This is a genomic window from Halarchaeum sp. CBA1220, assembly GCF_003721175.2.
Taxonomy (GTDB): Archaea; Halobacteriota; Halobacteria; order Halobacteriales; family Halobacteriaceae; genus Halarchaeum; species Halarchaeum grantii.
The window spans coordinates 1351854-1375806 of record NZ_CP054707.1; the positions used below are offsets into that span (position 1 = coordinate 1351854).

Here is a 23953-nt window from a genome sequence, read left to right on the forward strand (position 1 = left end):
TACAGGTAACCGGCCTCAGTCGTCGGCCGGCGTGACGGCGTCGTCGACGTACCCCTGCTCCCACGCGCGCCGGCGCTCGATTCGCTCGCGGCCCGCGTCGGTGAGCCGATAGTAGTTCGTCCGCGAGTCGCGCTCGCCCTTCTCGATGAGTCCTGCCTCGTGGAGGTCGTCGAGGTTCTGGTAGACGCGGGCGGGGAGGACCGACGAGCCGTAGTACTCCTCGAGCTCGTCCTGGACGCGCATCCCCTTCGGGTCGCCGAGACCCGCGACGACGTAGAGGACGTCGCGCTGAAATCCCGTTATTTCGTTCATTCCAGGGGTGATATATACACATTCCACGGATAAACCATCCACCTAAAGGAAAGCGAGGTTACACGACTCGGTGCCGTCGCCGCCGCCTCACTCCTCCGTCTCGCCCATCGGCTCGCGCTCGACGACTTCGGCCTCGTAGCCGGCGCGCTCGACCTTCCCCAGCAGTTCGTCCGCGTCCGTGTCGCCCTCGACGACGGCCGTCCCCGCCTCGCGGTCGACGTCCACGTCGCCGGCACCCGGCACCTCCGAGAGCGCGTTCGAGACGATGTCGGCGCAGCCCTCACAGCCCATACCACTGACGCGAAGTCGTGTCGTCACCATACGCCGGTCTTCGGGTGGCGGCCCTTAGGGCGTTGTGGCGTCGGCGGCGGCGTCGCGATTCGCCGGGGTTTATGCCGCTCCCCGGGCACGACTCGGTAGATGAACACGCAGCGGCGCCGCGCGGCCGGTTACTTCGCGCTGCTCGTCGTCGTCGCCGTCTCCTACTCCCTCGCCTACCAGTGGGGGATGGCGCACCTCGAAGGACGGCCCGTCACCTTCATCCACGCCCTCGAAGTCACCGTGCAGTCGTTCACCTCCACCGGCTACGGCGAGGACGCGCCGTGGGCGACCGCACCGATGCACGTGCTCGTCATCGTGATGCAGCTCACCGGCCTCGTCCTCCTCGTCCTCACCCTCCCGCTCTTCGTCGCGCCGTGGGTCGAACGCCGCCTCGAAGTGAACCCGCCGACGAGCGCCGACGCCGCCGACCACGTCGTCGTCGCGGGCTTCTCCGCGCGCGGCGAGACGCTCGTCGACGAACTCGACGCCGCCGGCGTCCCCTACGTCGTCCTCCTCGACGACCGAGAGACAGCGCGGGACCTCTACACCGACGGCCGCAGCGTCGTCGTCGGCGACCCCGAGACCGCCGACGGCTTCGAGGCCGCGAACGTCGCGAGCGCCCGGAGCGTCGTCCTCGACGACTCCGACGAGCGCAACGCGATGATGGCGCTCTCCGTCCGCGCCGTCGACGACGACGTCCGCATCGTCAGCTTCGCCGAGGACCGCGACGTCGCCACCTACCTCGAGTACGCGGGCGCCGACGAGGTGCTCAGCCCGAACGACATCCTCGGGCACAGCCTCGCCGACAAGGTCACCTCGGCGGTGAGCACCGACCTCGGCGGGACCGTCGACATCGGCGAGGACTTCGTCGTCGCCGAGATGCCGATTCAGGCCGACTCCGACCTCGACGGCGTCACGCTCGCCGAGAGCGCCATCCGCGAACGAACCGGCGTCCACGTCATCGGCGCGTGGTTCGAGGGCGAGTTCGCGGGCAGTCCCGACCCCGACCGCGTCATCCACCGCAACACCATCCTGCTCGTCGCCGGCCCCGAGGACGCCCTCCGCGAGCTGAAGGAGCTCACGCTCGCCGAGCACCGCGTCCACACCCGCGGCCCCGTCGTCGTCGCCGGCCACGGCGAAGTCGGCTCCACCGTCAGAGCCGTCCTCGACGGTCAGGGCGTCGAGAACACCGTCGTCGACATCGAGGACAAACAGGGCGTCGACGTCGTCGGCGACGTCTCCGACCCGAGCGTGCTCTCCGAGGCCGGCGTCGCCGACGCCACCGCGCTCGTGCTCGCGCTCGGCGACGACACCACCACCGTCTTCAGCACGCTCGTCGCGCGCGAGGAGGTCGAGGAACTCGACGTGGTCGCGCGCGTCGACGAAGCCGACTCCGCCTCGAAGCTCTACGCCGCCGGCGCCGACTACGTCCTCGCGCTCGCCACCGTCAGCGGCCGGATGCTCGCCGACACCATCCTCGGCGAGAACGTCATGAGCCTCGACACCGGCGTCACGATCGTCCGCACCGCCGCGCCCCGCCTCGCCGGGCGCACGCTCGCCGGCGCGGACGTCCGCCGCCGCACCGGCTGTACCGTCATCGCCGTCGAACGCGACGGGGCCGTGCGCGCCGACCTCGACCCGGACTTCGAGTTCCGCCGCGACGACACGCTCGTCGTCGCCGGCGACGACGAATCCGTCGCCACGTTCAACGAGTTCGTCGGGAACGAGACGACGCCCGCAGACGCCGACGCTCGGTCGGGAGCGAGCGCGCCGTGACCGGTCGGGGTGAGGACGGAGCCATCCCGCACATACTTAAGTTGGCTGGGCATAGACGAACCAAGGACGGCACCGAGAGGAGATGTCGGTTCATCCAGCAATGCCATACAAGATTGACGACGTCCTCCCGCCGGAGCTACTGACGGAGGTCGATCCGGGCACGAACCTCCTCGTTAGCGGTCCGGCGATGTCGGGGAAACGACAGCTCCTGCTCCAGTTGCTCGCACGCGGTACGAGCGAGGGGGAAGGCTCCGTCGTGGTCACCTCGCGCAACCCCGCCGAGGACGTCACCCAGTCCTACCGCGACGTCCTCGACGGCGACCTCGGCTACTTCCGCATCATCGACTGCGTCAGCTCGCGCAGCGGCGCGGAAGTCGACGGCGCGCGCGTCCACGAGGTCTCCTCGCCCGGCGACCTCACCGGCATCGGGATCGAGTTCTCCGAAATCGCCCGCGACGCCGAGGCCGCGGACATCGAGCGCCTCCGCGTCGGCTTCGACTCCCTCTCCCCGCTCCTCATGTACGTCGACCTCCAGCGCCTCTTCCGCTTCCTCCACGTCTTCACGAGCCAGATCCAGTCGCGCGACTGGCTCGGCCTCTTCGCCATCGACCCCGATAGCCACGACCAGCAGGAGGTCAACACCATCAGTCAGCTCTTCGACGGCATGATCGAGATCCGCCTCGGCGACGACGGCCGCGAAGCCCGCGTGCGCGGCGTCACCGACGCACCCACCGACTGGGTCGCGCTCGACGAGTGAGGCGCGCCGGCGCTCAGCGCCGCGTCTCGTGTTCCGAACGCGCGACCGCCGCGAGCGTCGCCCGCGCCGGAGCGTACGCGAGGTGACTCTCGCAGTCGCAATCGGACGCCCCGAGCCCCGCGAGCGCGTCGCCCGCCTCGTTCAGTGCCCGTGCGACCGCGCACTCGCGGTCCTCGCCCTCGCTCACGTAGACGGCGTCGAGGTCGGTGTCCGGGTGGCCGGTGAGGTAGTCGACGTGCCAGTGTCGGACGTCGTGCTCGCCGCGCGCGACCCGCCGATGGCGCGCCACGCGGGAGAGCCCGCCGGGCCCGAACGCCGACCCCGTGTAGGCGTACCAGCCCGCGTCGAGGTCGTAGTCGCCCGCCGCGCCGAACGTGACCGTGGCCGCCGCCGGCAGTTCGAGTAGGAGCGTGTACGTGCCGTCGGGCATCACTCGACGCGACGTGTGGCACCCTCATGGGTCGTTCGGAAGCCGACTCCGACACGCGTTTCTCGTCGACGCCCCACTCCCCCACTGTGAACTACGTGAAGTGGGCGTTCGTCGCGCTCGCCGGCTACACCTTCGTCGCGCCGCTGATGAAGGTCGCAACCGCGCCCGGCGGCATCCCCGCCACCGTCGCCGCGCTCGTCGCGAACACCGTCCTCGTCGTCGCCTCCGTCGGCGTCGTCCTCTACTCCGGCATCCCCGTCCTCGAGTACGCCACCCACCCCCGGATGCTCTACGTCCTCGCCGCCGGCGTCTGCCTCGCAGTCGGCATCCTCGCCTACTACGAGGCGCTCTCCCGGGGGCCGGTGAGCGTGGTCGTTCCCGTCTTCGGGATGTTCCTCGTCACGAGCTCGCTCGTCAGCGTGCTCTGGCTGGGCGACGACCTCACGCTCCGCAAAGTCGCCGGCATCGCGTTCGCCATCGCCGCCGTCTACCTCACCGCCGGCCCGCGCGCGTGACGCCGCCCGTCGTTCTTCGCTGACGCTCAGAACGACGGTTACTCGTGCCCGGACACCCGCACCGGCTCGTAGGGCTCCTCGAGGTACGCGATGTCGCTCTGCGAGAGCGAGAGCTCCGTGGCCTCGACGGCGTCCTCGAGGTGCTCGACGCTCGTCGTGCCGACGATGGGTGACGTCACCCAGTCCTTGTGGAGGAGCCACGCGAGACTGACCTGCGCCATCTTCACGCCCTTCTCGGCGGCGAGTTCCTGCACGCGCTCGTTCACCTCGGGGCCGCCGCCCTCCCGGTAGGGGTGGTCGTACATGTGCTCCTCGCTCGCGCCGCGCTCCGTCGCGTCGATGTCCTCGTGGGGGCGCGTGAGGTAGCCGCGCGCGAGCGGCGACCACGGGAGCACGCCGACGTCCTCCTTTTCACACAGGGGGAGCATCTCGCGCTCCTCCTCGCGGTAGACGAGGTTGTAGTGGTCCTGCATCGTCACGAAGCGCTCGAGGCCGAAGGCGTCGCTGGTGTGGAGGGCGTCGGCGAACTGGTGGGCCCACATCGACGACGCGCCGACGTAGCGCACCTGTCCACGGCGGACGGCGTCGTCGAGGGCCTTCAGCGTCTCCTCGATGGGCGTCTTCGGGTCCCAGCGGTGAATCTGGTAGAGATCGATGGTGTCCATGCCGAGCCTGTCGAGGGAGTTCTCTAACTCCTGCTCGATGGCCTTCCGGGAGAGGCCCTGCTTGTTCGGGTCCTCGCCCATCTCGCCGAACACCTTCGTCGCCACCACCTGCTCGTCGCGCTCATAATCGGACAGCACGTTCCCGAGAATCTCCTCGGACTCGCCGGTCGAGTAGACGTTCGCCGTGTCGAAGAAGTTGATCCCCAGGTCGATGGCCCGCTCGATTATCTCCCGCGACTCCTCCTCGTCGAGCACCCACGGCCGCCAGTCGCTCGACCCGAAGCTCATGCAGCCCAGACAGAGCTCGCTCACCGACGTGCCCGTCTTCCCGAGCGTCGTGTACTCCATGCGCGGGCCCACGCGCGGCTCCGGCAAAAGCCTACGCGCCGCCCGCGCGGGCTGCCGCGACTCGGGCCGCCGCGTAGCCCGCGACGCCGAGCGCGAGCGCGCCGGCGACGGAGAGCCACGTGACGGCCGTGGGCGAGCCGATGGCGAGCTTCGCGACGACGTTCTGCGGGCTCTCGGGAAGGAGGCTCGCCGCGCCGAACGCCGCGAGCGCGCCGAAGGAGTAGACGAGCTGTGCTTCGCGGCGCTTCGGCGCGAGGAGCGCGGTGGCGATGCCGGCGCCGACGAGCACCGCGGAGACGGCGGCGACGAGGCCGAGCACGGCGACCGGGTGGCTGAGCGGCGTGCCGTTCAGCGCGAGGAACGCGAACCAGCAGGCGGCCTGTGCGGGCGCGATGGCGACGAACGCGAGCGCCTTCCCGTCGACTATGTCGGCGACGGAGAGCGGTGCGACCCGGAGCAACTCGAACGTCCCGCGGTCGAGTTCCTCGGCGACGCTGTCGGCGGCGATGGAGCCGCTGATGAACGCCGGGAGGAAGGCGAGCACGGGCACGAGTACGGTGTAGGTGAACCCGTAGTAGGGGTTGCCGCCGCGCTCCGGCGGGAGATCGAGGGGCTGTCTGTCGAGGCGGTCGGCGAGCTCCGCGCGGCGCTGGCGCTCGTAGTCGGTGAGCGCGTCCTTCAACTGGGTGACGACGAGCGTCGTCTCGAAGGAGCCCTCTGGCGCGACGGCGTCGACGTGCGTCCGGCCGGACGGGGCGCGCTCCGCGACGACGTAGGCGTCCACGGTCCCGTCCTCGAAGGCGGCGCGCGCGAGCGCGGGGTTCTCGTACTCGATGGCGGTCCGCGCCCCGCCCGCGTCGACGACGGGCGCGAGGTCGCCGCTCGCGTTCCCGGCGACCCCCACGGTGACGACGTACGCGCCGGCGGTCGCGCCGGGCGCGTAGAGGCTGACGAGGCCGACGACGAGGAACGAGCTGAAGGCCGCGACGAAGAGCTGGATGGCGAGCGCGAGGACGATGGTCTTCTCGCGGCCGAGCGACGCGAGTTCCCGTCGCGCGACGACGAGGCGGCTATCCAAGGAGCACCACCACCGCGTAGTCGTAGGCGACGTGGAGGAGGACCGCCCCCAAGAGGCCGGCGGCGTACCACCGCCGCGAGCGCCGCGCGCCGAGCGCCGCGACGACGGCGGCGGCGACGTGGAGGGCGAGCGGCGCGAGGAGGAGCGCGGGGGAGCCGACGCCGAGTTCCGCGCTCCCGAAGGCGGCCCGCCCGACCGCGAGGTCGGAGAGGCCGACGAGACGCGTCAGCAGGAGGAGCTTCTCGCCGAGGAAGAAGCCGACGCCCGAGGCGACGCCGACGGCGACTGCGATGCGGTCGCGGCGCTCGAAGCGCCCGCTCGCGAAGCCGGCGTACGCGGGGAGGCTCTTCGCGCCCTCCTCGATGACGGCGACGAGGGCGAGGAGCGCGGGGACGGCGAGCGCGCCGGGGACGACGAAGAGGACGGCGACGCTGAACAGTTCGGCGACGAGGACGAACGGGATGAGGAGCGCGCTCCAGAGGCCGACGCGCCAGACGGACGTCAGCGGCGCGGCGAGGGCGTCGAGCGCCTTCGCGGGGAGCCGTTTCTGCGTGAAGAGGTCCTCCTCGCGGTAGACGCCGACGCCGAGCGCGTAGCAGACGGCGGCAGCGGTCGCGACGGGCACCGTGGAGAGGAGGAACCCGCCGAGGGCGATGGGGTCGCCACGGACGTCGCGGACGACGACGGAGAGCGGCGAGATGGCGGCGATGGGGTGGACCTCGGTGAACACCGCCGGCACGAAGGCGTAGGCGGTGAGGCCGACGCTGACGGCGACGGTGACGAAGGTGAGTTCCTTGTAGGAGCGCGCGAAGAGCGCGCCGAGGAAGGTCACGCCGAGGAAGAGGCCGGCGAGCGGGAGGACGGCGAGGACGGCGGGGACGCCGGCGCCGACGGCGAGCGCGATGACGGCGGTGATGGCGGCGGCGCCCGCGAAGTACGGGAGGGTCTTCCCGGCGACGATGTCGCCCCGGGAGGCGGGGGAGACGAGTAACGGTTCACCTCGTCGGCCGATGCGCTCGTCGATGACGCTGGAGCCGTAGGACTGGATGACGACGTTCAGCGGGAGGAGGAACGCGAACGCGAGCACGAGCGACTCGAGGGGGAACGGCGGGGAGAGGCCGCCCGGCGTCGTCGGGCGCGCGCCCCCACCAGACCCGGCGCCGGGGAGCGTGGTCGCCGGCGCGCCGGCCGTGTCCGCCGTCGTCTCACGGCCGGTGTCGCTCGCCGTAGTGTCCGTGCTCGTCGCGTCCGCACTCGTCGTGGTCGCCCCGCCGTCCGCGACGGTCGTCGGTGTCCCGCCGTCCGCGACCGGCGTCGTCCCGCGCGCGACGTACGCGAGGTCGACGGTGACGGGGAACGCGGCGGCCGGGTCGTCGTCGAGCGCCATGCGGCGGTCGTTGTACGCGGCGACCGCGCTCCGGAAGTCGGCGAGCGCCGCGCGCCCCTTCTCCGTATCGGCGACGCGGAACGCGCTCCCCGAGACCGCGACCTCGGCGCGGCCGCCCACGACGGCCTCGCTCCCGGGCGGGACGGCGCGCAGCTGGTCGTCGGCGGCGACCGGCGCGTAGTACGGACTCGACTCGGCGACGCTCACGCGATAGACACCCTCGCCGGGCGCGGGCGGGGACGCGACGAGGGCGGGCGCGAGCGCGGCGCACGAGAGGAGGACGACGGCGAGGACGGCGGCGGTCCGCCGGTCGAGCGCGCCCGCGCCGCGCGTCACCTCCCAGCGCGCGATCCGCAGGGTCCTGCGCGGGCTCACGGCTCGCTCCCCGTGACGGCGAGGAAGACGTCCTCGAGCGTGGACTCGCGCGTCCGGACGTCCACGACGTCGCCGCCCGCCGCTCGCGCGCGCTCGCGAAGCGCGTCCATCTCGGCCATCGACTCGACGGTCGTTCGGTGGCGTCCCGGTTCGACCTCCTCACTCGCGTCCAGCGCGACGTCCGTGAATACCCGGTACTCGACGCGGCCGTGTTCCTCGCGGATCTCCGCGAGCGTCCCCTGCGCGGCGATTCGCCCCGCCGAGAGGATGGCGACGCGGTCGCAGACGGACTCGACGTGGTGGAGGTCGTGCGCGCTGAAGACGACGGTCTTCCCGCGCTCGGCGAGCTCGCCGACGTACTCCACGACGACGTTCGTCGTCGTCGGGTCGAGGCCGGACGCGGGTTCGTCGTAGACGAGGACGTCCGGGTCGTTGACGAGCGAGCGCGCGAGCGCCACTTTCCGCTTCATCCCCTTCGAGAAGTCGCCGACGGGCCGGTCGCGGGCGTCGAGGGCGAGGCGGTCGAGCGTCGCGGCGATGCGCTCGTCCGCGACGTCGCGCGGGACGTCGTAGAGGTCCGCGAAGAACCGGAGGTACGAGCGCGGCGTCATGTCCTCGTAGAGCGGGGACTCCTCGGGGAGGAACCCCAGGGTGTGGCGCATCTCGGGGTCCGTGGAGTCGTAGCCGTTCACGACGACGTCGCCCGCGGTCGGTTCGAGGAGGCCGGCGAGCGTCTTCAGCGTCGACGTCTTCCCGGCGCCGTTCGGGCCGACGAGGCCGAACACCTCGCCGTCGGCGACCTCGAAGTCGATGCCGCGAACGGCCTCGACGCCGCCGTAGGTCTTCCGGAGGCCGGAGACGGAGAGCACGCCCTAGCGCGCGGACTCGACGCCCATGGTCGTTGCGGCGGCCTCGGCGCGTGAGTCGGCGCCGGACCGTGGGCGCTATCCGCGCGCGGACGCTATCGCGGGACGATGTCGTCGCTGCCCTTCGACTGGTCGTCGAGCGGTGAGTCCGAGGTCGGCCTCACGGGATACCGGGACCGCATCCGGCGCGTCGCCGGCCGGTCGTTCGTCCTCTACGCGAGCATCGTGGGCTTCGGGGTGCTCGTCGGCCTGACGTTCGTCGCCTACCTCGTCGGCGTCCTCCCCGCGAGTCGGACGCGCCTCCTCTTCGGCCTCTACGTCGTCCTCGCGACGGTCTGGTACGCGCTCGCCCTCGTCTGGGGGAACGTCGAACAGCGCCGAACGCGGCGCGCCGAGGCCGCCCCGGAGGTCGTCCTCGAGCCGGACGATGCCGGTCTCGCGGTCGCCAACGTCGGCGCAGGCCCCGCGATAGACGCCCGAATCGCGGTCGAGGTCGACGGCGAGCGGACGTACGACGAGCTCCTGCCGGTTCTGCGGGCGGGTGAGTCGCGCCGCGTCGTCGACCGGCACGTGGACGACGAGGCGACGGTCGTCCTCGGGGTGTGGGCGGGGACGCGACTGACGGACGTGGAGTACCGCGTCGAGCGCGACTACGACGGCGCGACGCTCGCCGGCCCCCGGGTCAGGTGAGCACGGTCGCGTCGTCCTCGAGGGCGTCGAGTCGGGTCTGCGCCCACGCGAGCGCGTCGGCGGTGTCGTTGACGAGGAGTTCGTCGACGCCGTGCGCGCCGTAGGCGATGGCGGTGACCTGCCGGCCGTCGGCGAGGTCGAAGCGCGCGAAGTCGAAGCAGTAGTCGGCGGCGGTTTCGGCGACGGTGACGCGGCTGCTGTCGAGGACGCGCGTCGCCGTCTCGCTGTGGTCGGCGAGGAGCGCGTCGAGGGCGGCACCGTTCAGGTAGGCGTCGACGGTGAGGCCCTCCTCGATGCGTCGCGCGATGGCGTCGACGACCGTCGGGAGGACCATCGTCGCGTAGAGCTCGACGTGGACGGCGTCCTCGACGAAGTCGACGAACGCGGAGACGGGCTGGTGTGGCGCGCCCGGCGAGGCGGTGACGGTGGTGGCGCCGCGAACGACGTCGAGCGTGACCGGCGTGTCGGCGTCGAGGTGCGTGAGGCCGTCGCACCCGGTGAGCGAGCGCAGGTCCGTCTGGAAGGCGTCGTAGGCTGTGAGCGCGAGGCGGCCGACAAGCGTGAGCGTGACGGTGCCGTCGCGGCGCTCGACGGCGTACACGGATTCGAGGTCCCGAACGGCGCGGTCGACGGTGGAGCGCGAGACGCCGAGGTCGTCCGCCAGCTCGGCTTTGCTCGCGTTCGCGCCGTCGAGCGAGTGGAGGACCGGCGCGCGCTGAACGAGCAGTCGGGCGAAGCGCTCGGGGTCGCCGGTCATACGGGTTCGTGGTGTCGGCCCGCGTATAAATACTCGCTTGTGTCACGACGGGCGCGATAGTATATAAAAGACAGGCAGTTTTATTATGTACGCCGAGTTGGTGATTCCGTCCGCAGTACGTGGGTTAATACGGGGCGGCCACCATGGTACGCGTGCTGGTGCACACGCACCGGCTGTGCCTCTGAACTGCTCTCGGTCGCCATCCGGCGACCGATGAGCGTTCGTCGCGAGACGCCGCGTACGACCGCCGCTTCGGCGACTTTTTCACGGGCCTACCGTAACCGAGCTATATGAGTCGTGGCCTCGTCCGAGAGAGCGTTCGGGCGCTCCGACACGGCGGTCCTTCGGTTCTCCTCGAACTCCTCTCGCGGACCTACTACACGTACGGCAAGCGGACGGACGCCGACGACGTCTTCGAGCGCGACTGGGACGTCCTCGTCGTCCTCGACGCGTGTCGCTCGGACCTGATGGCGGCCGTCGCCGACGACTACGACTGGCTCACCCACGAGGACGACGTCGACTCCGCTGGCGCGACCTCCAGCGAGTGGCTCACGGAGACGTTCGGGCGGCTCCCCACGGACGCGCTCGCCGACGTCGGCTACGTCACCGGCAACCCCTACTCGGACGACTACGTCGACCACGACGGCTTCGCGTTCGTCGACGAGGTCTGGCGGTACGGCTGGGACGACGACCTCGGGACGGTTCCGGCACGCCCGATCACGGACCGCGCAATCGCCGCCGGTCGCGAGCGCGACGCTGAGCGCCTCGTCGTCCACTACATGCAACCCCACTTCCCCTCCGTCCCGCGCGGCGACGGCGATGGCGTCTCGCTCGAACAGTTCGGCGACGTCTCCCTCTCAGTCTGGGAGGAACTGCGCTTCGGGTGGCGCGACCCCGACGACGTCTGGGCGGACTACGTCGCGAACCTCCGCTACGTCCTCGAGGAGGTCGCCTTGCTCGTCGAAAACCTCGATGCGGAGCGCGTCGCCGTCACCGCCGACCACGGGAACGCCCTCGGCGAGCGCCACCTCTACGGGCACGTCGGCGGCGTCTCGACCCCCGAACTCCGCGCGGTGCCGTGGTGTGTCACCGACGCGCGCGACACCGGAAGCCACGAACCCGCGTCGTACGACGACGGCACGGCGAGCGACGGCGGCGTCGTCTCCCGCCTCGAAGCGCTCGGATATCGCTAGTCGGTGGCCGGCCCCATGCGCCGGTCGAGCGACCAGAGATAGGCGGTCGCGCCGCCGCCGAGCGACGTCATCAGGAGGAAGCCGCCGACGCGGTGGACGGCGACGACGGCCGCAACCGTCGACGCCGGCACCGGGGTCGCGCCGGTGAGCAGGAGGACGTGGACGGCCTCGATAGCGCCGAGGCCGCCCGGCGTCGGCGACGCGCTCGCTATCGTGCCGATGGGGATGACGAAGAGCGCGATGTAGATGGGGACGGCGGCGCCGAACGCCCGGAACGCCACCCAGAGCCCGACCGCTTGGCAGAGCCAGCCGGCCGCCGAGAAGCCGAGCGCGAGCGCGAGGCGTCGCGGGCTCGTCGCGATGCGCTCGATTGCGTGGAAGAACCCCTCGATGCGTTCCTTCACGCCTGCCGGCGTCGGGAGCGAGAGCCACGGGAGCGCGGCGTCGAGGCGCGTGAGGGCCGGCGCGCTCGCACCGAGGAGGCCGGCCTCGACGGTGTAGCGATAGCGCCAGCCGACCGCGAGGAGGGCGGGCGCGGCGATTGCGAGCACGAGCACGCCGGTCGCGACGGTTTCGAGGCGCCCGGTGAGCCCGACCTGCGTCGCGTAGTACGCGACGCCGAGGACGGCAAGCAGGATGGAGGGCACGAAGTTGAGTGCGTCCGTGCTCGCGATGGTGGCGAGGCCGCGCTCGTACTCGACGTCCGCGGTGTCGGAGATGAGGAGCGCGGTGATGGGTTCGCCGCCCGCCTGCCCGAACGGCGTGACGTTGTTCGCGAACGTCGCGGCCGCGTAGACGAGCAGGGAGTCGCGGACGGAGAGCGTCCGGCCGAGCGCGCCGAGGACGGTGCGGAGGACGACCGTCCACGCGCAGAGCCACGCGACGGCCGTCGCGCCGACGAGCGCGACGAGGCCGAGGTCCGCGTCGGCGAGCTCCGCGAACACCTCGGCGGCGCCGACGTACCAGAAGAGCCCCGCGAGCAGGAGCGCCGCCACGAGGAACCCGACGCCGGCGGCCTGACGACGGTTGTCGAGCATGGCGACCTTTGGGTGAACGGGGACGTGAACCCCACGGCTTCGTCCCGTCGGCGCGGATTTGCTATCGCGGCATCCGATTTATCGGTGTGCTCGCGTCGGCGATCAGACGCGCTCGACGAGCGCCGGCCGGTCGTTCGCGGGGTCGTTCACCGCCCGAGACACCGGGCGGGCGGTGACGTCGAGCGCGTTCTCGTGCTCGCGGACGTCGAGGTCGCCGTCGAGCCAGCGCGCCTCCTCCGCGCGCGAGAGGACGACGGACTCGCGGTGGTGGTAGTCGGCGACGACGCCGGACGCCTCGGTGGTGAGTATCGCGAACGAGTGGACGGCGTCGGCCTCTTGGTCCGGTTCGCCGGCGTCCGCGAACTCCCCGAGGCCGGTCTGTTTCGTCTCGGGCTCGTAGCGCGCCCAGATGCCGGCCATCGCGAACGGCGCGCCGTCCGCGCGCGCGAAGAAGTAGGGCTGGTTCGTGCCGCCCTCCTCGCGCCACTCGTAGAAGCCGCCGCAGGGGACGAGGCAGCGCCGCGTCTCGACGCTCTCGGCGAACGTCGGTTTCTCGTGTGCCGTCTCGACGCGGGCGTTGATGGGGCCGGGGTCGGCGTCGTCCGCCCACGGCGGCACGAGGCCCCACTGGAACGACTGGAGCACGCCGGGGTCGTCGTTCGTCACGACGGGGAGCGACTGGGAGGGCGCGGCGTTGTACGTCGGCTCGTACTCCGCGACGGTGACGTCGAAGCGGTGGGCGAGCGTCTCCGAATCACTGAAGAGCGCGTAGCGGCCGCACATACGTCGCGATACGCGCGGAGCGCCTAAGCCTCGCCGGTCCGCTCGCCGCTCTCGAACTGAGAGGTATAGTGAATATCGCGATACAGAAGGTGGGGGTTACGACCGGAGCGCCTCGACGGGGTTGCGGTTCGCGGCCTTCCACGCGGGGTAGAGGCCGCTGAGGAGGCTGGTGACGAACGCGAACGCGAACGCGGCGCCGAAGTAGCCGAGGTTCGCGGCGCTGAACGTGAACAGCGGGTCGCCGAGGACGACCTGATTGATGACGAGGCCGGCGGCCATGCTGAGGAGGACGCCGACGCCACCGCCGACGATGCCGAGGAGGACGGCTTCGGCGAGCATGATGACGAGGACGTCGCGTTTCTGGTAGCCGACGGCGCGGAGGACGCCGATCTCCTGGCGGCGCTCGACGGCGCTCATCAGCATGACGTTGAGGATGCTGACGCCGGCGACGACGAGCGAGATGGAGCCGACGCCGATGAGGAAGGTGTTGACGACGCCGAAGACGTTCGATATCTGGCTCGTGAGCGACGCGTACTCGAAGACGTTGACGCGCTCCTGGCGGTCGTTCAGGCGCTCGCGGATGTTCTGTGCGGAGGCGTTCGCGGTGGCGGCGCTCTCCGCGCGGACGACGACCTGGTCGTAGCCCGCGTGGTCGATGGCGCCCGGCGGGACGACGAGGCCGCTCCCCGGATTGAGCGCGGTGATTCCACCCTGCGATTCGAGGACGGCCTTCACGCGGTAGGTCTTCCCGTCGACGCTCAGCGAGTTCCCGGCGTGCACGTCGAGGCTGTCCGCGAGCGTCGACCCGACGAGGACGCCGCTACGCAGGGGCGAGGGGATGCGGCCGTCGCGCGCCTCGAACAGCCGCCCGGGGCGTTCGATTCCGTACAGCGCCACCGCCGTCCGCTGTCTCCCGTAGGTGACGACGCCGCGGTCCTGCTTGACGGGGACGACGGTCTCGGTGGTGACGGCGCGCTCGATGTCCCGGACGTCCCGGTCGCTGAGGTACTGCTCGCCGGTGTCGGCGGCGGGCGAGACGGTGACGTCGTTGCCGACGTCGCCGAGGTTCTGCGTGACCGAGTACTGGAGCGTCGTCCCGAACACACCCAGTGAGGCGATTGCGAGGACGCCGATGACGATGCCGAGCGCGGCGAGCGCGGAGCGGACCGGAGTGCGCGAGACGTTCCGGCGCGCCATCAGCAGCCACGGGAAGCGCTCGTAGAGCGGGTTCATCGCGTGAGTTCACCGTCCACGATCTCGACCGTGCGGTCCACGTACTCCTCGAGCAGTTCGTCGTGCGTGACGGCGATGACGGCGACGCCCTCCCCGCAGATGCGCTGGAACTCCTCGAGTATCTTCGTGCTCGTGGTCCGGTCGAGGTTCCCGGTGGGTTCGTCCGCGAGCACGAGACGCGGGTCGTTGATGAGCGAGCGCGCGATGGCGACGCGCTGTTTCTGCCCGCCGGAGAGCTCGTCCGGGGTGTGGTCGAGGCGCTCGCCGAGGCCGAACTGCGTGAGGAGGTCGGCGGCGCGCTCGGCGGCGTGCGGGTCGCGTTCGAGGAGTCGCGGGACTTCGACGTTCTCCTGTGCGGTGAGCGTCGGGATGAGGAAGAACTGCTGGAAGACGAAGCCGATGAAGCGCTTGCGGGTACGGGTGCGCTCGCGCTCCTCGAGCGCGGTGGCGTCCTCGCCGGCGACGTAGAGGTCGCCGGAGGTCGGCTGGTCGAGGAGGCCGAGCATGTTGAGGAGCGTGGTCTTCCCGCTCCCGGACGGGCCGACGATGGAGACGAACTCGCCTTCCTCGACCGCGAAGTCGACGTCGACGAGGGCTTCGACGGTCTCGGGGCCGGACTCGTAGGTCTTCGTCAGGCCGCGGGTTTCGATGACGGGCACGAGCTACTCCCCGCGAGCGTAGTTCGTCCATCCGACGTAGACGGCGGCGCCGACGCCGGCGACGACGAGGAGGCCGACGAGACCAGGGACGAGCCAGCCGCCACCGCCGTCGCTCGACTCGGTGGGTTGGGTGGCGGGTCGGGCGTCGTCTATCGGCACCTCGACCGTGGTCGTCTGTCGCGCGCCGTCGGCGAGGTAGGTAACTTCGAGCGGGACGCTCGTCGCGTTCGCGCTCGTCGCCGCGTAGACGTCGAAGCTCACGAAGTCGCTCTCCGGGACGGTGCCGACGAAGTACTCCTTGCCGGGGTAGGCGGGTTGGACGCCCTCACCGGGGAGGACGCTGACGACGACGCTATCGACGGCGCCGAGGCCGACGTTGCTCGCGCTCCCGGTGATGTGGAGGTCGCCGTTCTCCCGTTCGAGCGAGAGGCCGGTGAGCCGGATCTGTCCGGGGTTCGCGGCGACGGTGGTGTCGGCGCTCGCGGTCCCGCTCCGTGTGTCGGGGCCGTAGTCGTAGGTGGCGACGACGCGGACGGGCGTCTCGCCGCTGAGGCCGCTCGCGTTCACGACGGCCGTCCGGGTCTCGCCGGCGGGGACGCTCGCGATGGTCGCGCCGGTGACGGTGGCGCGCTCGCTCTCCCCGCGAATCGAGACGTCGCGCAGGGCGGCGTTCCCGAGGTTGGTGACGGCGACGCTGAGCGCGCTCCCGTCGCCGACGCGCTCGGTCGTGAGCGCGACGTCCTCGCGGAGCGGCGCGAACGCGACGGGGACGGTGTAGGTGGTCTCGCGGTCGGCGTCGCTCGTGCTGTAGTGGACGGTGGCACTGAGGTTGTGCACGCCCGGGCCGGCGGCGATGGCGTCGAAGGTGACCGTCTCGCTCGCGCCGGACTCGACGGTGGCGGCGACGCGCTGCGGTTGGACGACGCGCACGCCCTCGCCCGAGAGGGTGACGCGGACGTTCCTGACGGCGGTGTCGAGGCCGTTCGCGACGGTGACGTCGACGGGAGAGGCGGCGCCCGCGACGGCGTTCGGCACGTCCACGTCGACGGCGGGTCCGCGCTCGCCGACGCGCACGACGACGGGGTATTTCACGGTCTTCTCCTCGCCGGTGTCGGTGGTGCCGTGCGCTTCGACGCGGAGGTGGTAGGTGCCGGCCGAGTCGAAGGTGGTGGTGAGCGGGACGCCGATTTCGCTCCCCGGCGCGAGCGTGCCGAGGTCGCCCGCGTACCCGCGAACGCGCCCGCTATCGGTCAGGAGGCGGACGTAGTCGATGCTGAAGCCCGACCCGCTCGACGCGAGGTTGCGGACGGTGGCGTCGACGGTGACGGTGTCGCCGGGCGCGGGTGACTCCGGCGTGACGGTCGCGTCCGTGATGGAGACGTAGGTGGCGCTCGCGCCGACGGCGGGCGCGACGGGCGCGACGAGGAGGGCGAGCAGGAGGGCGGCGACGACGGCGGTCCGCGAGCGCGAGCGGGTCATCGTCGTCTCCTCGCGTCGGGTGTGAACGCGCGTTCAATCATGTGCGTGACGTGACGCGCCAGCGCCAAAACGCTGCCGCCACCGGTCGCGCCCGTCATAGCCGGAGGTACGAGGAGAGTTGGTAGAGCGCGTAGAGGCCGACGGGGACGAACACCGAGATCGCGGCCTGCCGGACGTCGAGGTCACGCGCGTGCTTCAGCGCGAACGTCCAGACGAACCCCGCCCAGAGGAGGAAGACGACGCCGACGGCGGTGGAGACGAGGAATATCGGGCGCTGTTGGAGTTGCTGGACGAACGCCTGATACTGCGAGGCGTCGCTCGGCGGCGTGAGCCCACGGAGGCCGACGTAGGTGAGCGCGAGGCTGACGACCGAACCGACCAGCTGGGGCAGGTAGCCCCAGCCGACGTAGGCGAGCGTCTTCTTCAGCGACCCCTCGCCGTCGAAGAGCGCGCTGAGGGCGAAGAAGACGACTGCGAGGACGCCCCAGATGAGGAAGGTGCCGACGAAGGCGGCGAGCGCGCCGACGACGCCGATGAAGGCGCCGACGCCCTGGGCGTCCTCGGGGAGGGCGTTCACCACGAGACTCGTCATCAGGTAGGCCGAGGCCGCGCCGACGACGCCGGTGGCGGCGACGAGGAGCGCGGGACGGAGGAGTCCCCACTCCTCGGCGTCCTCCTTCGCGGCGAAGAAGCCGTTCGGGTCGGTGAGGAGCCTGCGGACCGTCGAGTTGGAGGGCATGTGGGTGCCGATTCGCCGGGTCGTCACTTGGCTCTTGTCCCGCGCACTCGCCACGGCTTTACGCCGCCCCGGCGTAGCGTCGCGCGTGCAGTTCGTGGGCTACCGGCCGAGCCGACCCGGGGACGACGCGGCGCTCCGCCTCGCGAGCGACGGCGACCTCACTCGCCTCATCCTCGAACCCGGCACCGACCTCGCGTACGCCCTCGGCGAGCGGCGCTGCGCGGGCACGATAACCGAGGGTCGCCACGTCGCCTGCGCGAACGCGGACGCGCCGTACTGTCGCGCGCACACCTCGACGTGGATCTGCGCGAAGTGCACGGGCGAGTGCCTGAAGGACGAGATGGACTGCCACGAGGCGCACGTGGTCTACCTCGCAGGCTTCGCGCCCGACACCGTGAAGGTCGGCGTGACGCGCGAGTGGCGCCTCGAGACTCGCCTGCGCGAGCAGGGCGCGGACGTCGCCGCCCACCTCCGAACGGTCGAGAACGGCCGGATCGCCCGCGAGATCGAGGCCGACATCGCGGCCGAGCACGGGATACCCGACCGCGTGCGCGTCCCGACGAAGGTCGCGGGCCTCCACGAGACGATGGACGACGCGGTCTGGCGCGACGCCCTCGCCGGCTTCGACCCCGTCGAGGTGCTCGAACTCGACTACGGGTTCGCCCTCGACAGCCAGCCCGTCCCCGAAGTGCTCGCCACCGGGACCGTTCGCGGCGTGCAGGGCCGCGTCTGCTGTCTCGAACGCGCGGGCACGACGTACGCGGTCGACCTCCGGGACCTCGTCGGCCACGAGGCGCGCGCGGAGGCGAGCGGGCGCGACCTGCAGGCGAGCCTCGGCGCGTTCTCCTGACACCCCGAAGACACTTATCGCTGGCTCGTGATTCGCCGCCGTGAACGCAGAGAGAGCCCTCCTCGGCGGCGCCGCCGCGCTCGTCGCGCTGTCGCTCGTCGCCGCCCTCGCCGTCCCCGGCGCGCTCGCGCCGCCCGACCGGGACCGCCCGCCCGCACGCATCGCGTACACGGAGATGACCGTCGCGCCGACCGCCGTCGCCGGCGACACCGTCACGCTCGGCGTGACGAACTACGTTAGCCACGACGGCGGCACCGCTCGGAACGTCACCGTGCTCACGCGCGCCATCGACCTCGAGAGCGGGTTCGTCGCGACGAGCACCACCGCTTCGCTCGGCACGCTCACCGCCGGTGGCGAGCGCGCCCCGACGGCGACCCTCACCGTCGAGCGCGCGGGCGGCTACCGGATCGAGACGGTCGTCTACGAGAACGGCAGTCGGGTCGCGACCGGCCACCGCTCGGTGCGCGGCGTCGGCGCGCTCACGCCCGCGTACGCGCGGAGTCCGATCCGCTTCCACGAGTTCGCCGGCGGGGTCATCCCGACGGTCGCCGTCGCCGTCCGCGAGGCGGGCGACGAGCGCACGACGCTCGACGTCGCCGCGCACGTGACGAACACGGGTGGGGAGAGCGAGCCCGTCACCGTCGAGTACGTCGCGCGACAGGCCGACTCGAACCTCGTCGCGGACCGCGCGAGCGTCGCCGTCTCGGACGTCGCGTCCGGGCACACCGTCACGCCGAACGCGACGCTCGCCGTCCCGAGCGGCTACAACTACTACGTGGACGCGATCCTCCGGAAGGACGGCGTCATCGTCGACTCGACGACGGCCGCCGCGAACCTCGACCCGTCGCGCACCATCAGCGTGAACGAGACCACCCGAGGCGTCGAGCTGGACGTCAGCGACTTCGAGACCGACCGCGAGGACGGGGAGCCGCCGCGGACGACCACCGAGACGAGCGGCGGGACGCCCGGCTTCGGCGTCCCCGCCGCGCTCGCCGCGCTCGCGGGCGTCGCCCTCCTCGCACGGAGGTGGTCGGCGTGAGCGACCCCGACCACGACGAACCGGCGGACGCCGTCGAACGCGTCGGCGCCGACGACGCATCGAAGGCGGAGGTCGACGACGGCGCGGAGCCGACCGGTTCGACCGACGCGTCCGGCCGCTCGCTGGTGCGCGTCGCGCGCTGGCTCGGCATCGCCATCGCGGGCGTGCTCGCGCTCGTCGCCGCCGTGAATCTCTACACGACCGTCGGCACGCTCATCGGCGTCTGGGCGAGCGCGCGCTACCAGCCGCTCTTCCGCGCGGGCTTCGACGTCGTCGTCCTCCTCGTCGCCGCCGCCGTCGTCGTCCGGCTCGCGCGCGACGCGGACGCGTTCTCGTAGCCCCCCTCACCGGCCGGTGACACAGGGCTTTTCACACCGACACGTGAAACACGGCGTATGGCAGACGACGACCACGAGAGCGAGGGCACCGACGCCGACACCGGCGAGGGAGACGACGAGACGAAGTCCTTCCGCGAGCGCGTCGAGGAGATCCGCGAGCAGCGCGAGGAGCGCGAGGGCGACGAGGGCGACCGTCGCGAGGAGCTCCGCGAGCGCATGGGCGGCGAAGGCGGCCCCGGCGGGATGGGTGGCGGTGGCGGCCCCGGCGGTGCCGGCGGCAACCCGTTCGCGCAGATGATGGGCGGCATGATGGGCGGCGGTGGCGGCCCCGGTGGGATGGGCGGCGGTCCCGGCGGCCGCGGCGGCGAGGAGGACTCCGGCGCGCAGAAGAAGATCGGCCGCGAGCTCGAGCAGCTCCGCAAGGAGGTCGAGCGAACGAACAACAAGCTCGACCGCATCGCGAACGCGCTCGAGGACCGCGACTAATCGAGAACGCGGGCGTACGCCGCCTCTAAGCGGTCGATGGCCCGCGAGACGCTCACTTCTTCACGCCGCGCGACGCACGCCTCGGAGAGCGACGCCCGTTCATCGAGCGCGCGCCGGATCGCGTCGCGGAACGCATCAACATCGCCAACCGGGTAGTGATAGCCGGTCTCCCCGTCGTCGACCGTCTCGACGAGCGCGCCGGCGTCCGCGCCGACGACCGGCGTCCCGCAGGCGTTCGCCTCCAGCGCGACGAGGCCCTCGGTCTCGACCGGGCTCGGGAACGCGAAGACGTCGAGCGCGCTGTAGAACGCCGGGAGCTCCTCGCGGTCGAGGAAGCCGAGGAAGCGCGCGTCGACGTCCCGCTCGCGGGCGCGGGCTTCCAGGTCGTCGCGCGCGGGGCCGTCCCCGCCGACGACGAGCGTCGCGTCGAGCCCCGCGACGGCGTCCACGAGGTCGCGCAGGCGCTTCTCGTAGCCGTGGCGGCCCGTGTAGCCGACGAGCGGGCCGTCGCCGAGGCCGTGGCGCTCGCGGAAGCCCGCGCTCTCGGTCGGCGCGAAGAACTCGACGTCCACGCCGTTCGAGAGCGCCTCGACGGACGTGGTGACGCCGAGGTCGCGGACGTGTGCGCAGGTGCGTTCGCTCGGCGCGAGCACGAGGTCAGCCCGGTCGAGGAAGAACCGCTCCCAGCGCTCGCTCGCGCGCTCGAGGGGCGCGACGAGCGCGTCCGGCGCGAGGTACTCGACGTACTCGCTCGTCGGCGTGTGGTAGGAGACGACGAACGGCGCGTCCTGACGCCGGGCGTAGCGGTAGCCCGCGAGCCCGACCGCGAACGGCGAGTGGGCGTGGACGACGTCCGGGGTGACGACGCCGCGCGGCGTGTGCGGGAGCGCGAGGCGATAGCCCTCGTAGAAGGGGAAGTCGAGGCTCGCCACGGGATGCTCGCCGGGGTCGGGCTCGTAGTCCGCGTCCGGGTAGACGACGTCCATCCGACCGCCGCGGGCCTGCCAGCGCTCGCGCCACGTCCGCACCGTGTAGGTCGCGCCGTTGACCGTCGGGAGGTAGGTGTCCGTGAACGCCGCGACGCGTGGCTGCATACGCCCGACTGTGGCGCGCGGGCCTATCCGTCCATCGGTTCGCTCGACTCGGGCGGCACCTCCCCGTTCAACAGCGCCCGATAGACGTCCGTGAGGCGCTCGCCGACGCGTGCGAGCGAGTGCTCGTTCGCCGTCTCGCGCGCGTTCGCACCGAGGCGCTCGCGCAGCTCGGGGTCGTCGGCGAGTCGCTCAAGGGCGTCGCGGAACTCCGCTTCGGTCTCGCACTTCAGGCAGTCGTGGCCGTCCTCGAAGAACTCCTCGAAGACCGGGATGTCCCGGAGCACGACCGGCTTCCCGGTCGCCATCGCCTCCAGGACGGCGATGCCCTGGTTCTCGTTCTTCGTCGGGAAGCAGTAGACGTCGCCCGCGCCGAACGCCATCCGCTTGTCCTCGACGAACCCCGTGAACGTCACGTTCTCCGGGGGGTTTTGCGTCCACTTCGTGACCTCGGCGCTCGCCGCCGCGCCCGTCTCGTAGTGGCCGAACCACGCGAAGTCGTAGTCGGTGCGCTCCGCGAGCCGGCAGAACGTCGAGAGGCCCTTGCGCTCGAAGACCTCGCCGACGGAGAAGACGACCATCCCCTCGAGGTCGAAGCGCTCGCGCGTCTCCTCGCGGAACGACTCGTACCCCTCGAGGCTCTCGACGTCCACGCCGTTCGACACCGTGCGTATCGGGGCGTCGACGGGGTAGGACTCGAGGACCGAGCGCGTGTAGTCGCTCGGGCAGAGCACGACGTCCGCCTGCGCGTAGAAGCGCGTCAGGTAGGCCTTCAGCGCGGGGACGGCGCGCTCGGAGTACCGGAAGGAGCCAGCGAAGTCCTCGCCCGTCGTGTGCGCGTGGAGGACGAGCGGGACGTCCTCGCGTTTCGCGTGCCGGGCGACCGCGAGCGACCCCGGGCCGATGGTGTTGCAGTGCGCGACGTCGTAGTCGTCGAAGTAGCCCAGCCCCGCGAACGCGGTGCCGAGCGAGCGCACCGGGTCGCCCGCCCGCCACGGCGACTCGGTGACGTCCACCCCCTGCCTGCGGAGGGCTTTGCGCTGCTGGCGGGTCGCCGTGACGATGCCGCCACGCAGGCGGTCCTCGAATTCGAGGTAGTCGAGGGTGCGCATACGGGGTGATGCGGGGCGGCGGCGAAAGGCCTACCGGAACGGTTTTCGGGCGCCGTCGCCGACTCTCGGGGTATGACCGTCGCGGAGGAACGCATCGAGCGACTCACCGCGCTCGCCGAAGCCGCCGCGCGCGACGGCGAGTACGAGCGCTCGCGCGAGTACGTCCGACTCGCCCGCCGCATCGCCGAGCGCAACCGCCTGCGCCTCCCCCGCGACCTCGTCCGCTTCACCTGCGACGCCTGCGACACCTACCTGATTCCCGGGCGGAACGCCCGCGTCCGCCTGCAGGACGGCCACGTCGTCGTCACCTGCGACTGCGGCGCGCAGGCGCGCTACCCGTATCACTGATCGCCACGGTCGGCGCGTGACGCGCCCAAAGGCCGAAGCTTCAAAGTCTCGCCGCGAGTTATCGAGGACGTAATGGCTGATCTACGCACGAAAGCCCACGAGGCGGACGTGACCGTCTGGGTCGGGAAGGCCGGAATCGCGTCCGTCGTCGACGAGCTCGACGACCAACTCGGCGACCGGGACGTGGTGAAGGTGAAGTTCCTCCGCGCGTCGCGGGGCGGGACGACCACCGAGGAACTCGCCGAGGACCTCGCCGAGAAGGCGAACGCGGAGGTCTTCGAGACGCGCGGGAACACCGCCGTCTACACCCGATGACGGGCGTCGCGCTCCCACTCCAGGCGTCCACCGGGAACGCCGTCGGCGACTTCCTCGCGCGCTACATCGACGCCTCCTACGCGGGGCCGCTCGGGAAGGCGATCACCTTCCTCGTCGTCGCCGCCGTCCTCTACTACGTCGGGAAGGCGGTCGTGCTCCCGCTCGTGAGCCGCGTCCTCGAACGGCGCGGTCTCGACGAGCACGCCAAACGCCCGCTCCGGAAGGTCACGGCAATCGTCGTGCTGTTCGTCGCCGTCGGCGTCGCGTTCGCGTTCGCCGGCTTCGGGAACATCCTCACCGCCGTCGCCACCATCGGCGCGGCCGCGACGCTCGCCATCGGCTTCGCGATGCAGGACGTCCTGAAGAACTTCGTCGCGGGCATCTTCATCTACACGGACAAGCCGTTCAAGATCGGCGACTGGATCGAGTGGGACGGCAACTCCGGCGTCGTCGAGGACATCAGCCTCCGCGTTAGTCGGGTGCGCACCTTCGACAACGAACTCCTCACCGTCCCGAACTCGAACCTCACCGACGGCGTCATCAAGAACCCCGTCGCGAAGGACAAACTCCGCGTCCAGTTCGAGTTCGGCATCGGCTACGACGACGACATCGAGAAGGCCACGGAGATCATCGTCGAGGAGGCCGAGAAGCGCGACGACATCCTCGACGACCCCGGCGTCTCCGTGCGCCTCACCCAGCTCGGCGATTCCTTCGTCGGCCTCAAGAGCCGCTTCTGGATCAGCGACCCCTCGCGCGCCGACTTCGTGAAGACCCGCAGCGAGTACGTGCAGGCCGTCAAGGAGCGCTTCGACGAGGAGGGCATCGACATCCCCTACCCGACGCGCACGCTCGAAGGTGCCGTCACCGTCAACGGCGAGGCCGTCGACCCCGAGGCCTTCGACGCCGAGTAGCGACGTCCGCCCCTCCCCGCTTCTGTGGCTCCACGCGTCGAGCACCAGCGCGAGCCGGCGGCT

The 23953-nt window shown here is 71.3% G+C and carries 28 protein-coding genes; 12 read left to right on the plus strand and 16 right to left on the minus strand.

All coding sequences use genetic code 11. The features are described from left to right. Positions 1-15: 15 nt before the first annotated feature. On the minus strand, positions 16-312 hold the full coding sequence (locus EFA46_RS07225; protein ID WP_123077161.1) for a PadR family transcriptional regulator: 297 nt from the start codon (positions 310-312) through the stop codon (positions 16-18). An 87-nt stretch (positions 313-399) separates the two neighbouring features. Next, positions 400-633: a heavy-metal-associated domain-containing protein gene (locus tag EFA46_RS07230; protein WP_123077159.1), complete on the minus strand. Its 234-nt coding sequence runs from the start codon at positions 631-633 to the stop codon at positions 400-402. A 99-nt stretch (positions 634-732) separates the two neighbouring features. On the opposite strand from EFA46_RS07230, the gene EFA46_RS07235 reads away from it, so the two are divergent. Both EFA46_RS07235 and EFA46_RS07240 read left to right on the plus strand, forming a co-directional pair. After that, positions 733-2409: a TrkA family potassium uptake protein gene (locus EFA46_RS07235; protein ID WP_123077157.1), complete on the plus strand. Its 1677-nt coding sequence runs from the start codon at positions 733-735 to the stop codon at positions 2407-2409. A 100-nt stretch (positions 2410-2509) separates the two neighbouring features. Further along, the gene (locus EFA46_RS07240) at positions 2510-3166 is read left to right on the plus strand and encodes an ATPase domain-containing protein (protein WP_123077155.1); all 657 of its coding nucleotides are present in this window, start codon (positions 2510-2512) and stop codon (positions 3164-3166) included. 13 nt (positions 3167-3179) lie between these two features. Here the strand turns inward: EFA46_RS07240 and EFA46_RS07245 are convergent, their stop codons facing one another. Next, positions 3180-3596 carry a DUF123 domain-containing protein gene (locus EFA46_RS07245; RefSeq protein ID WP_123077153.1) on the minus strand — a complete coding sequence of 139 codons (417 nt, stop codon included), beginning with the start codon at positions 3594-3596 and terminating at the stop codon, positions 3180-3182. A gap of 86 nt (positions 3597-3682) precedes the next feature. Between EFA46_RS07245 and EFA46_RS07250 the strand changes: the two genes are divergently transcribed. Next, positions 3683-4111, plus strand: coding sequence for an EamA family transporter (locus EFA46_RS07250; RefSeq protein ID WP_123077151.1), 429 nt, complete (start codon positions 3683-3685; stop codon positions 4109-4111). A gap of 38 nt (positions 4112-4149) precedes the next feature. Here the strand turns inward: EFA46_RS07250 and EFA46_RS07255 are convergent, their stop codons facing one another. Genes EFA46_RS07255 through EFA46_RS07270 form a run of 4 tightly spaced genes read right to left on the minus strand, consistent with a single transcriptional unit; the run spans position 4150 to position 8833 of the window. Beyond that, a complete protein-coding gene (locus tag EFA46_RS07255) occupies positions 4150-5124 on the minus strand; it encodes an aldo/keto reductase (RefSeq protein ID WP_123077149.1) in 975 nt (324 codons plus the stop codon). A gap of 31 nt (positions 5125-5155) precedes the next feature. Then, positions 5156-6202 (minus strand): ABC transporter permease, encoded by a 1047-nt coding sequence (locus tag EFA46_RS07260; RefSeq protein WP_123077147.1) that lies wholly within the window; start codon positions 6200-6202, stop codon positions 5156-5158. Further along, the gene (locus EFA46_RS07265; RefSeq protein ID WP_123077145.1) at positions 6195-7964 is read right to left on the minus strand and encodes an ABC transporter permease subunit; all 1770 of its coding nucleotides are present in this window, start codon (positions 7962-7964) and stop codon (positions 6195-6197) included. Before EFA46_RS07265 ends, EFA46_RS07260 begins: the two co-directional genes overlap by 8 nt. Continuing rightward, a complete protein-coding gene (locus EFA46_RS07270) occupies positions 7961-8833 on the minus strand; it encodes an ABC transporter ATP-binding protein (RefSeq protein ID WP_123077143.1) in 873 nt (290 codons plus the stop codon). The genes EFA46_RS07265 and EFA46_RS07270 overlap by 4 nt, the downstream gene beginning before the upstream one ends. A 105-nt stretch (positions 8834-8938) precedes the next feature. On the opposite strand from EFA46_RS07270, the gene EFA46_RS07275 reads away from it, so the two are divergent. Continuing rightward, entirely contained in the window at positions 8939-9520 is a 582-nt protein-coding gene (locus EFA46_RS07275) for a hypothetical protein (RefSeq protein WP_123077141.1), read from the plus strand. On the opposite strand, the gene EFA46_RS07280 is transcribed toward EFA46_RS07275, so the two are convergent. Continuing rightward, positions 9513-10277 carry a winged helix-turn-helix domain-containing protein gene (locus EFA46_RS07280; RefSeq protein WP_123077139.1) on the minus strand — a complete coding sequence of 255 codons (765 nt, stop codon included), beginning with the start codon at positions 10275-10277 and terminating at the stop codon, positions 9513-9515. The two genes, EFA46_RS07275 and EFA46_RS07280, sit on opposite strands and share 8 nt — an antisense overlap. Positions 10278-10567: 290 nt before the next feature. Here EFA46_RS07280 and EFA46_RS07285 point away from each other — a divergent pair, with 290 nt between their 5' ends. Then, entirely contained in the window at positions 10568-11470 is a 903-nt protein-coding gene (locus EFA46_RS07285; RefSeq protein ID WP_123077137.1) for a hypothetical protein, read from the plus strand. Here the strand turns inward: EFA46_RS07285 and EFA46_RS07290 are convergent. From EFA46_RS07290 to EFA46_RS07315, 6 genes are all read right to left on the minus strand, one after another. Next, positions 11467-12507, minus strand: a complete 1041-nt coding sequence (locus EFA46_RS07290; RefSeq protein WP_123077135.1) for a lysylphosphatidylglycerol synthase transmembrane domain-containing protein — start codon at positions 12505-12507, stop codon at positions 11467-11469. The two genes, EFA46_RS07285 and EFA46_RS07290, sit on opposite strands and share 4 nt — an antisense overlap. A 102-nt stretch (positions 12508-12609) precedes the next feature. Next, complete coding sequence (locus tag EFA46_RS07295) at positions 12610-13290, minus strand: SOS response-associated peptidase (RefSeq protein WP_123077133.1); 681 nt, start codon at positions 13288-13290, stop codon at positions 12610-12612. Positions 13291-13386: 96 nt separating this feature from the next. Continuing rightward, complete coding sequence (locus EFA46_RS07300) at positions 13387-14523, minus strand: ABC transporter permease (protein WP_123077131.1); 1137 nt, start codon at positions 14521-14523, stop codon at positions 13387-13389. Further along, positions 14520-15182, minus strand: a complete 663-nt coding sequence (locus tag EFA46_RS07305; RefSeq protein WP_123077129.1) for an ABC transporter ATP-binding protein — start codon at positions 15180-15182, stop codon at positions 14520-14522. Before EFA46_RS07305 ends, EFA46_RS07300 begins: the two co-directional genes overlap by 4 nt. A gap of 3 nt (positions 15183-15185) precedes the next feature. Further along, positions 15186-16661, minus strand: a complete 1476-nt coding sequence (locus EFA46_RS07310; RefSeq protein WP_123077127.1) for a hypothetical protein — start codon at positions 16659-16661, stop codon at positions 15186-15188. Positions 16662-16755: 94 nt separating this feature from the next. Continuing rightward, on the minus strand, positions 16756-17400 hold the full coding sequence (locus EFA46_RS07315) for a Yip1 family protein (protein ID WP_123077125.1): 645 nt from the start codon (positions 17398-17400) through the stop codon (positions 16756-16758). Positions 17401-17485: 85 nt separating this feature from the next. On the opposite strand from EFA46_RS07315, the gene EFA46_RS07320 reads away from it, so the two are divergent. From EFA46_RS07320 to EFA46_RS07335, 4 genes are read left to right on the plus strand one after another with little or no spacing between them, the layout of a single operon-like run. Then, on the plus strand, positions 17486-18250 hold the full coding sequence (locus EFA46_RS07320) for a DUF2797 domain-containing protein (RefSeq protein ID WP_123077123.1): 765 nt from the start codon (positions 17486-17488) through the stop codon (positions 18248-18250). A 40-nt stretch (positions 18251-18290) separates the two neighbouring features. Beyond that, complete coding sequence (locus tag EFA46_RS07325; protein ID WP_123077121.1) at positions 18291-19289, plus strand: PGF-CTERM sorting domain-containing protein; 999 nt, start codon at positions 18291-18293, stop codon at positions 19287-19289. Next, complete coding sequence (locus tag EFA46_RS07330) at positions 19286-19627, plus strand: hypothetical protein (RefSeq protein ID WP_148040692.1); 342 nt, start codon at positions 19286-19288, stop codon at positions 19625-19627. Before EFA46_RS07325 ends, EFA46_RS07330 begins: the two co-directional genes overlap by 4 nt. 57 nt (positions 19628-19684) lie before the next feature. After that, positions 19685-20113 carry a hypothetical protein gene (locus EFA46_RS07335; RefSeq protein WP_123077117.1) on the plus strand — a complete coding sequence of 143 codons (429 nt, stop codon included), beginning with the start codon at positions 19685-19687 and terminating at the stop codon, positions 20111-20113. Here EFA46_RS07335 and EFA46_RS07340 read toward each other — a convergent pair. Both EFA46_RS07340 and EFA46_RS07345 read right to left on the minus strand, forming a co-directional pair. Beyond that, entirely contained in the window at positions 20110-21207 is a 1098-nt protein-coding gene (locus tag EFA46_RS07340; RefSeq protein WP_123077115.1) for a glycosyltransferase, read from the minus strand. The two genes, EFA46_RS07335 and EFA46_RS07340, sit on opposite strands and share 4 nt — an antisense overlap. Positions 21208-21230: 23 nt before the next feature. Next, on the minus strand, positions 21231-22316 hold the full coding sequence (locus EFA46_RS07345) for a glycosyltransferase family 4 protein (RefSeq protein WP_123077113.1): 1086 nt from the start codon (positions 22314-22316) through the stop codon (positions 21231-21233). Positions 22317-22388: 72 nt separating this feature from the next. Here EFA46_RS07345 and EFA46_RS07350 point away from each other — a divergent pair, with 72 nt between their 5' ends. The 3 genes from EFA46_RS07350 to EFA46_RS07360 all read left to right on the plus strand — a co-directional run bounded on the left by EFA46_RS07350 (position 22389) and on the right by EFA46_RS07360 (position 23890). Continuing rightward, positions 22389-22664 (plus strand): ribonuclease P protein component 4, encoded by a 276-nt coding sequence (locus EFA46_RS07350; RefSeq protein WP_123077111.1) that lies wholly within the window; start codon positions 22389-22391, stop codon positions 22662-22664. 72 nt (positions 22665-22736) lie between these two features. Continuing rightward, positions 22737-22979 carry a YhbY family RNA-binding protein gene (locus EFA46_RS07355; protein WP_123077109.1) on the plus strand — a complete coding sequence of 81 codons (243 nt, stop codon included), beginning with the start codon at positions 22737-22739 and terminating at the stop codon, positions 22977-22979. Continuing rightward, complete coding sequence (locus tag EFA46_RS07360; RefSeq protein ID WP_123077107.1) at positions 22976-23890, plus strand: mechanosensitive ion channel family protein; 915 nt, start codon at positions 22976-22978, stop codon at positions 23888-23890. Before EFA46_RS07355 ends, EFA46_RS07360 begins: the two co-directional genes overlap by 4 nt. The last annotated feature ends 63 nt before the right edge of the window (positions 23891-23953 follow it).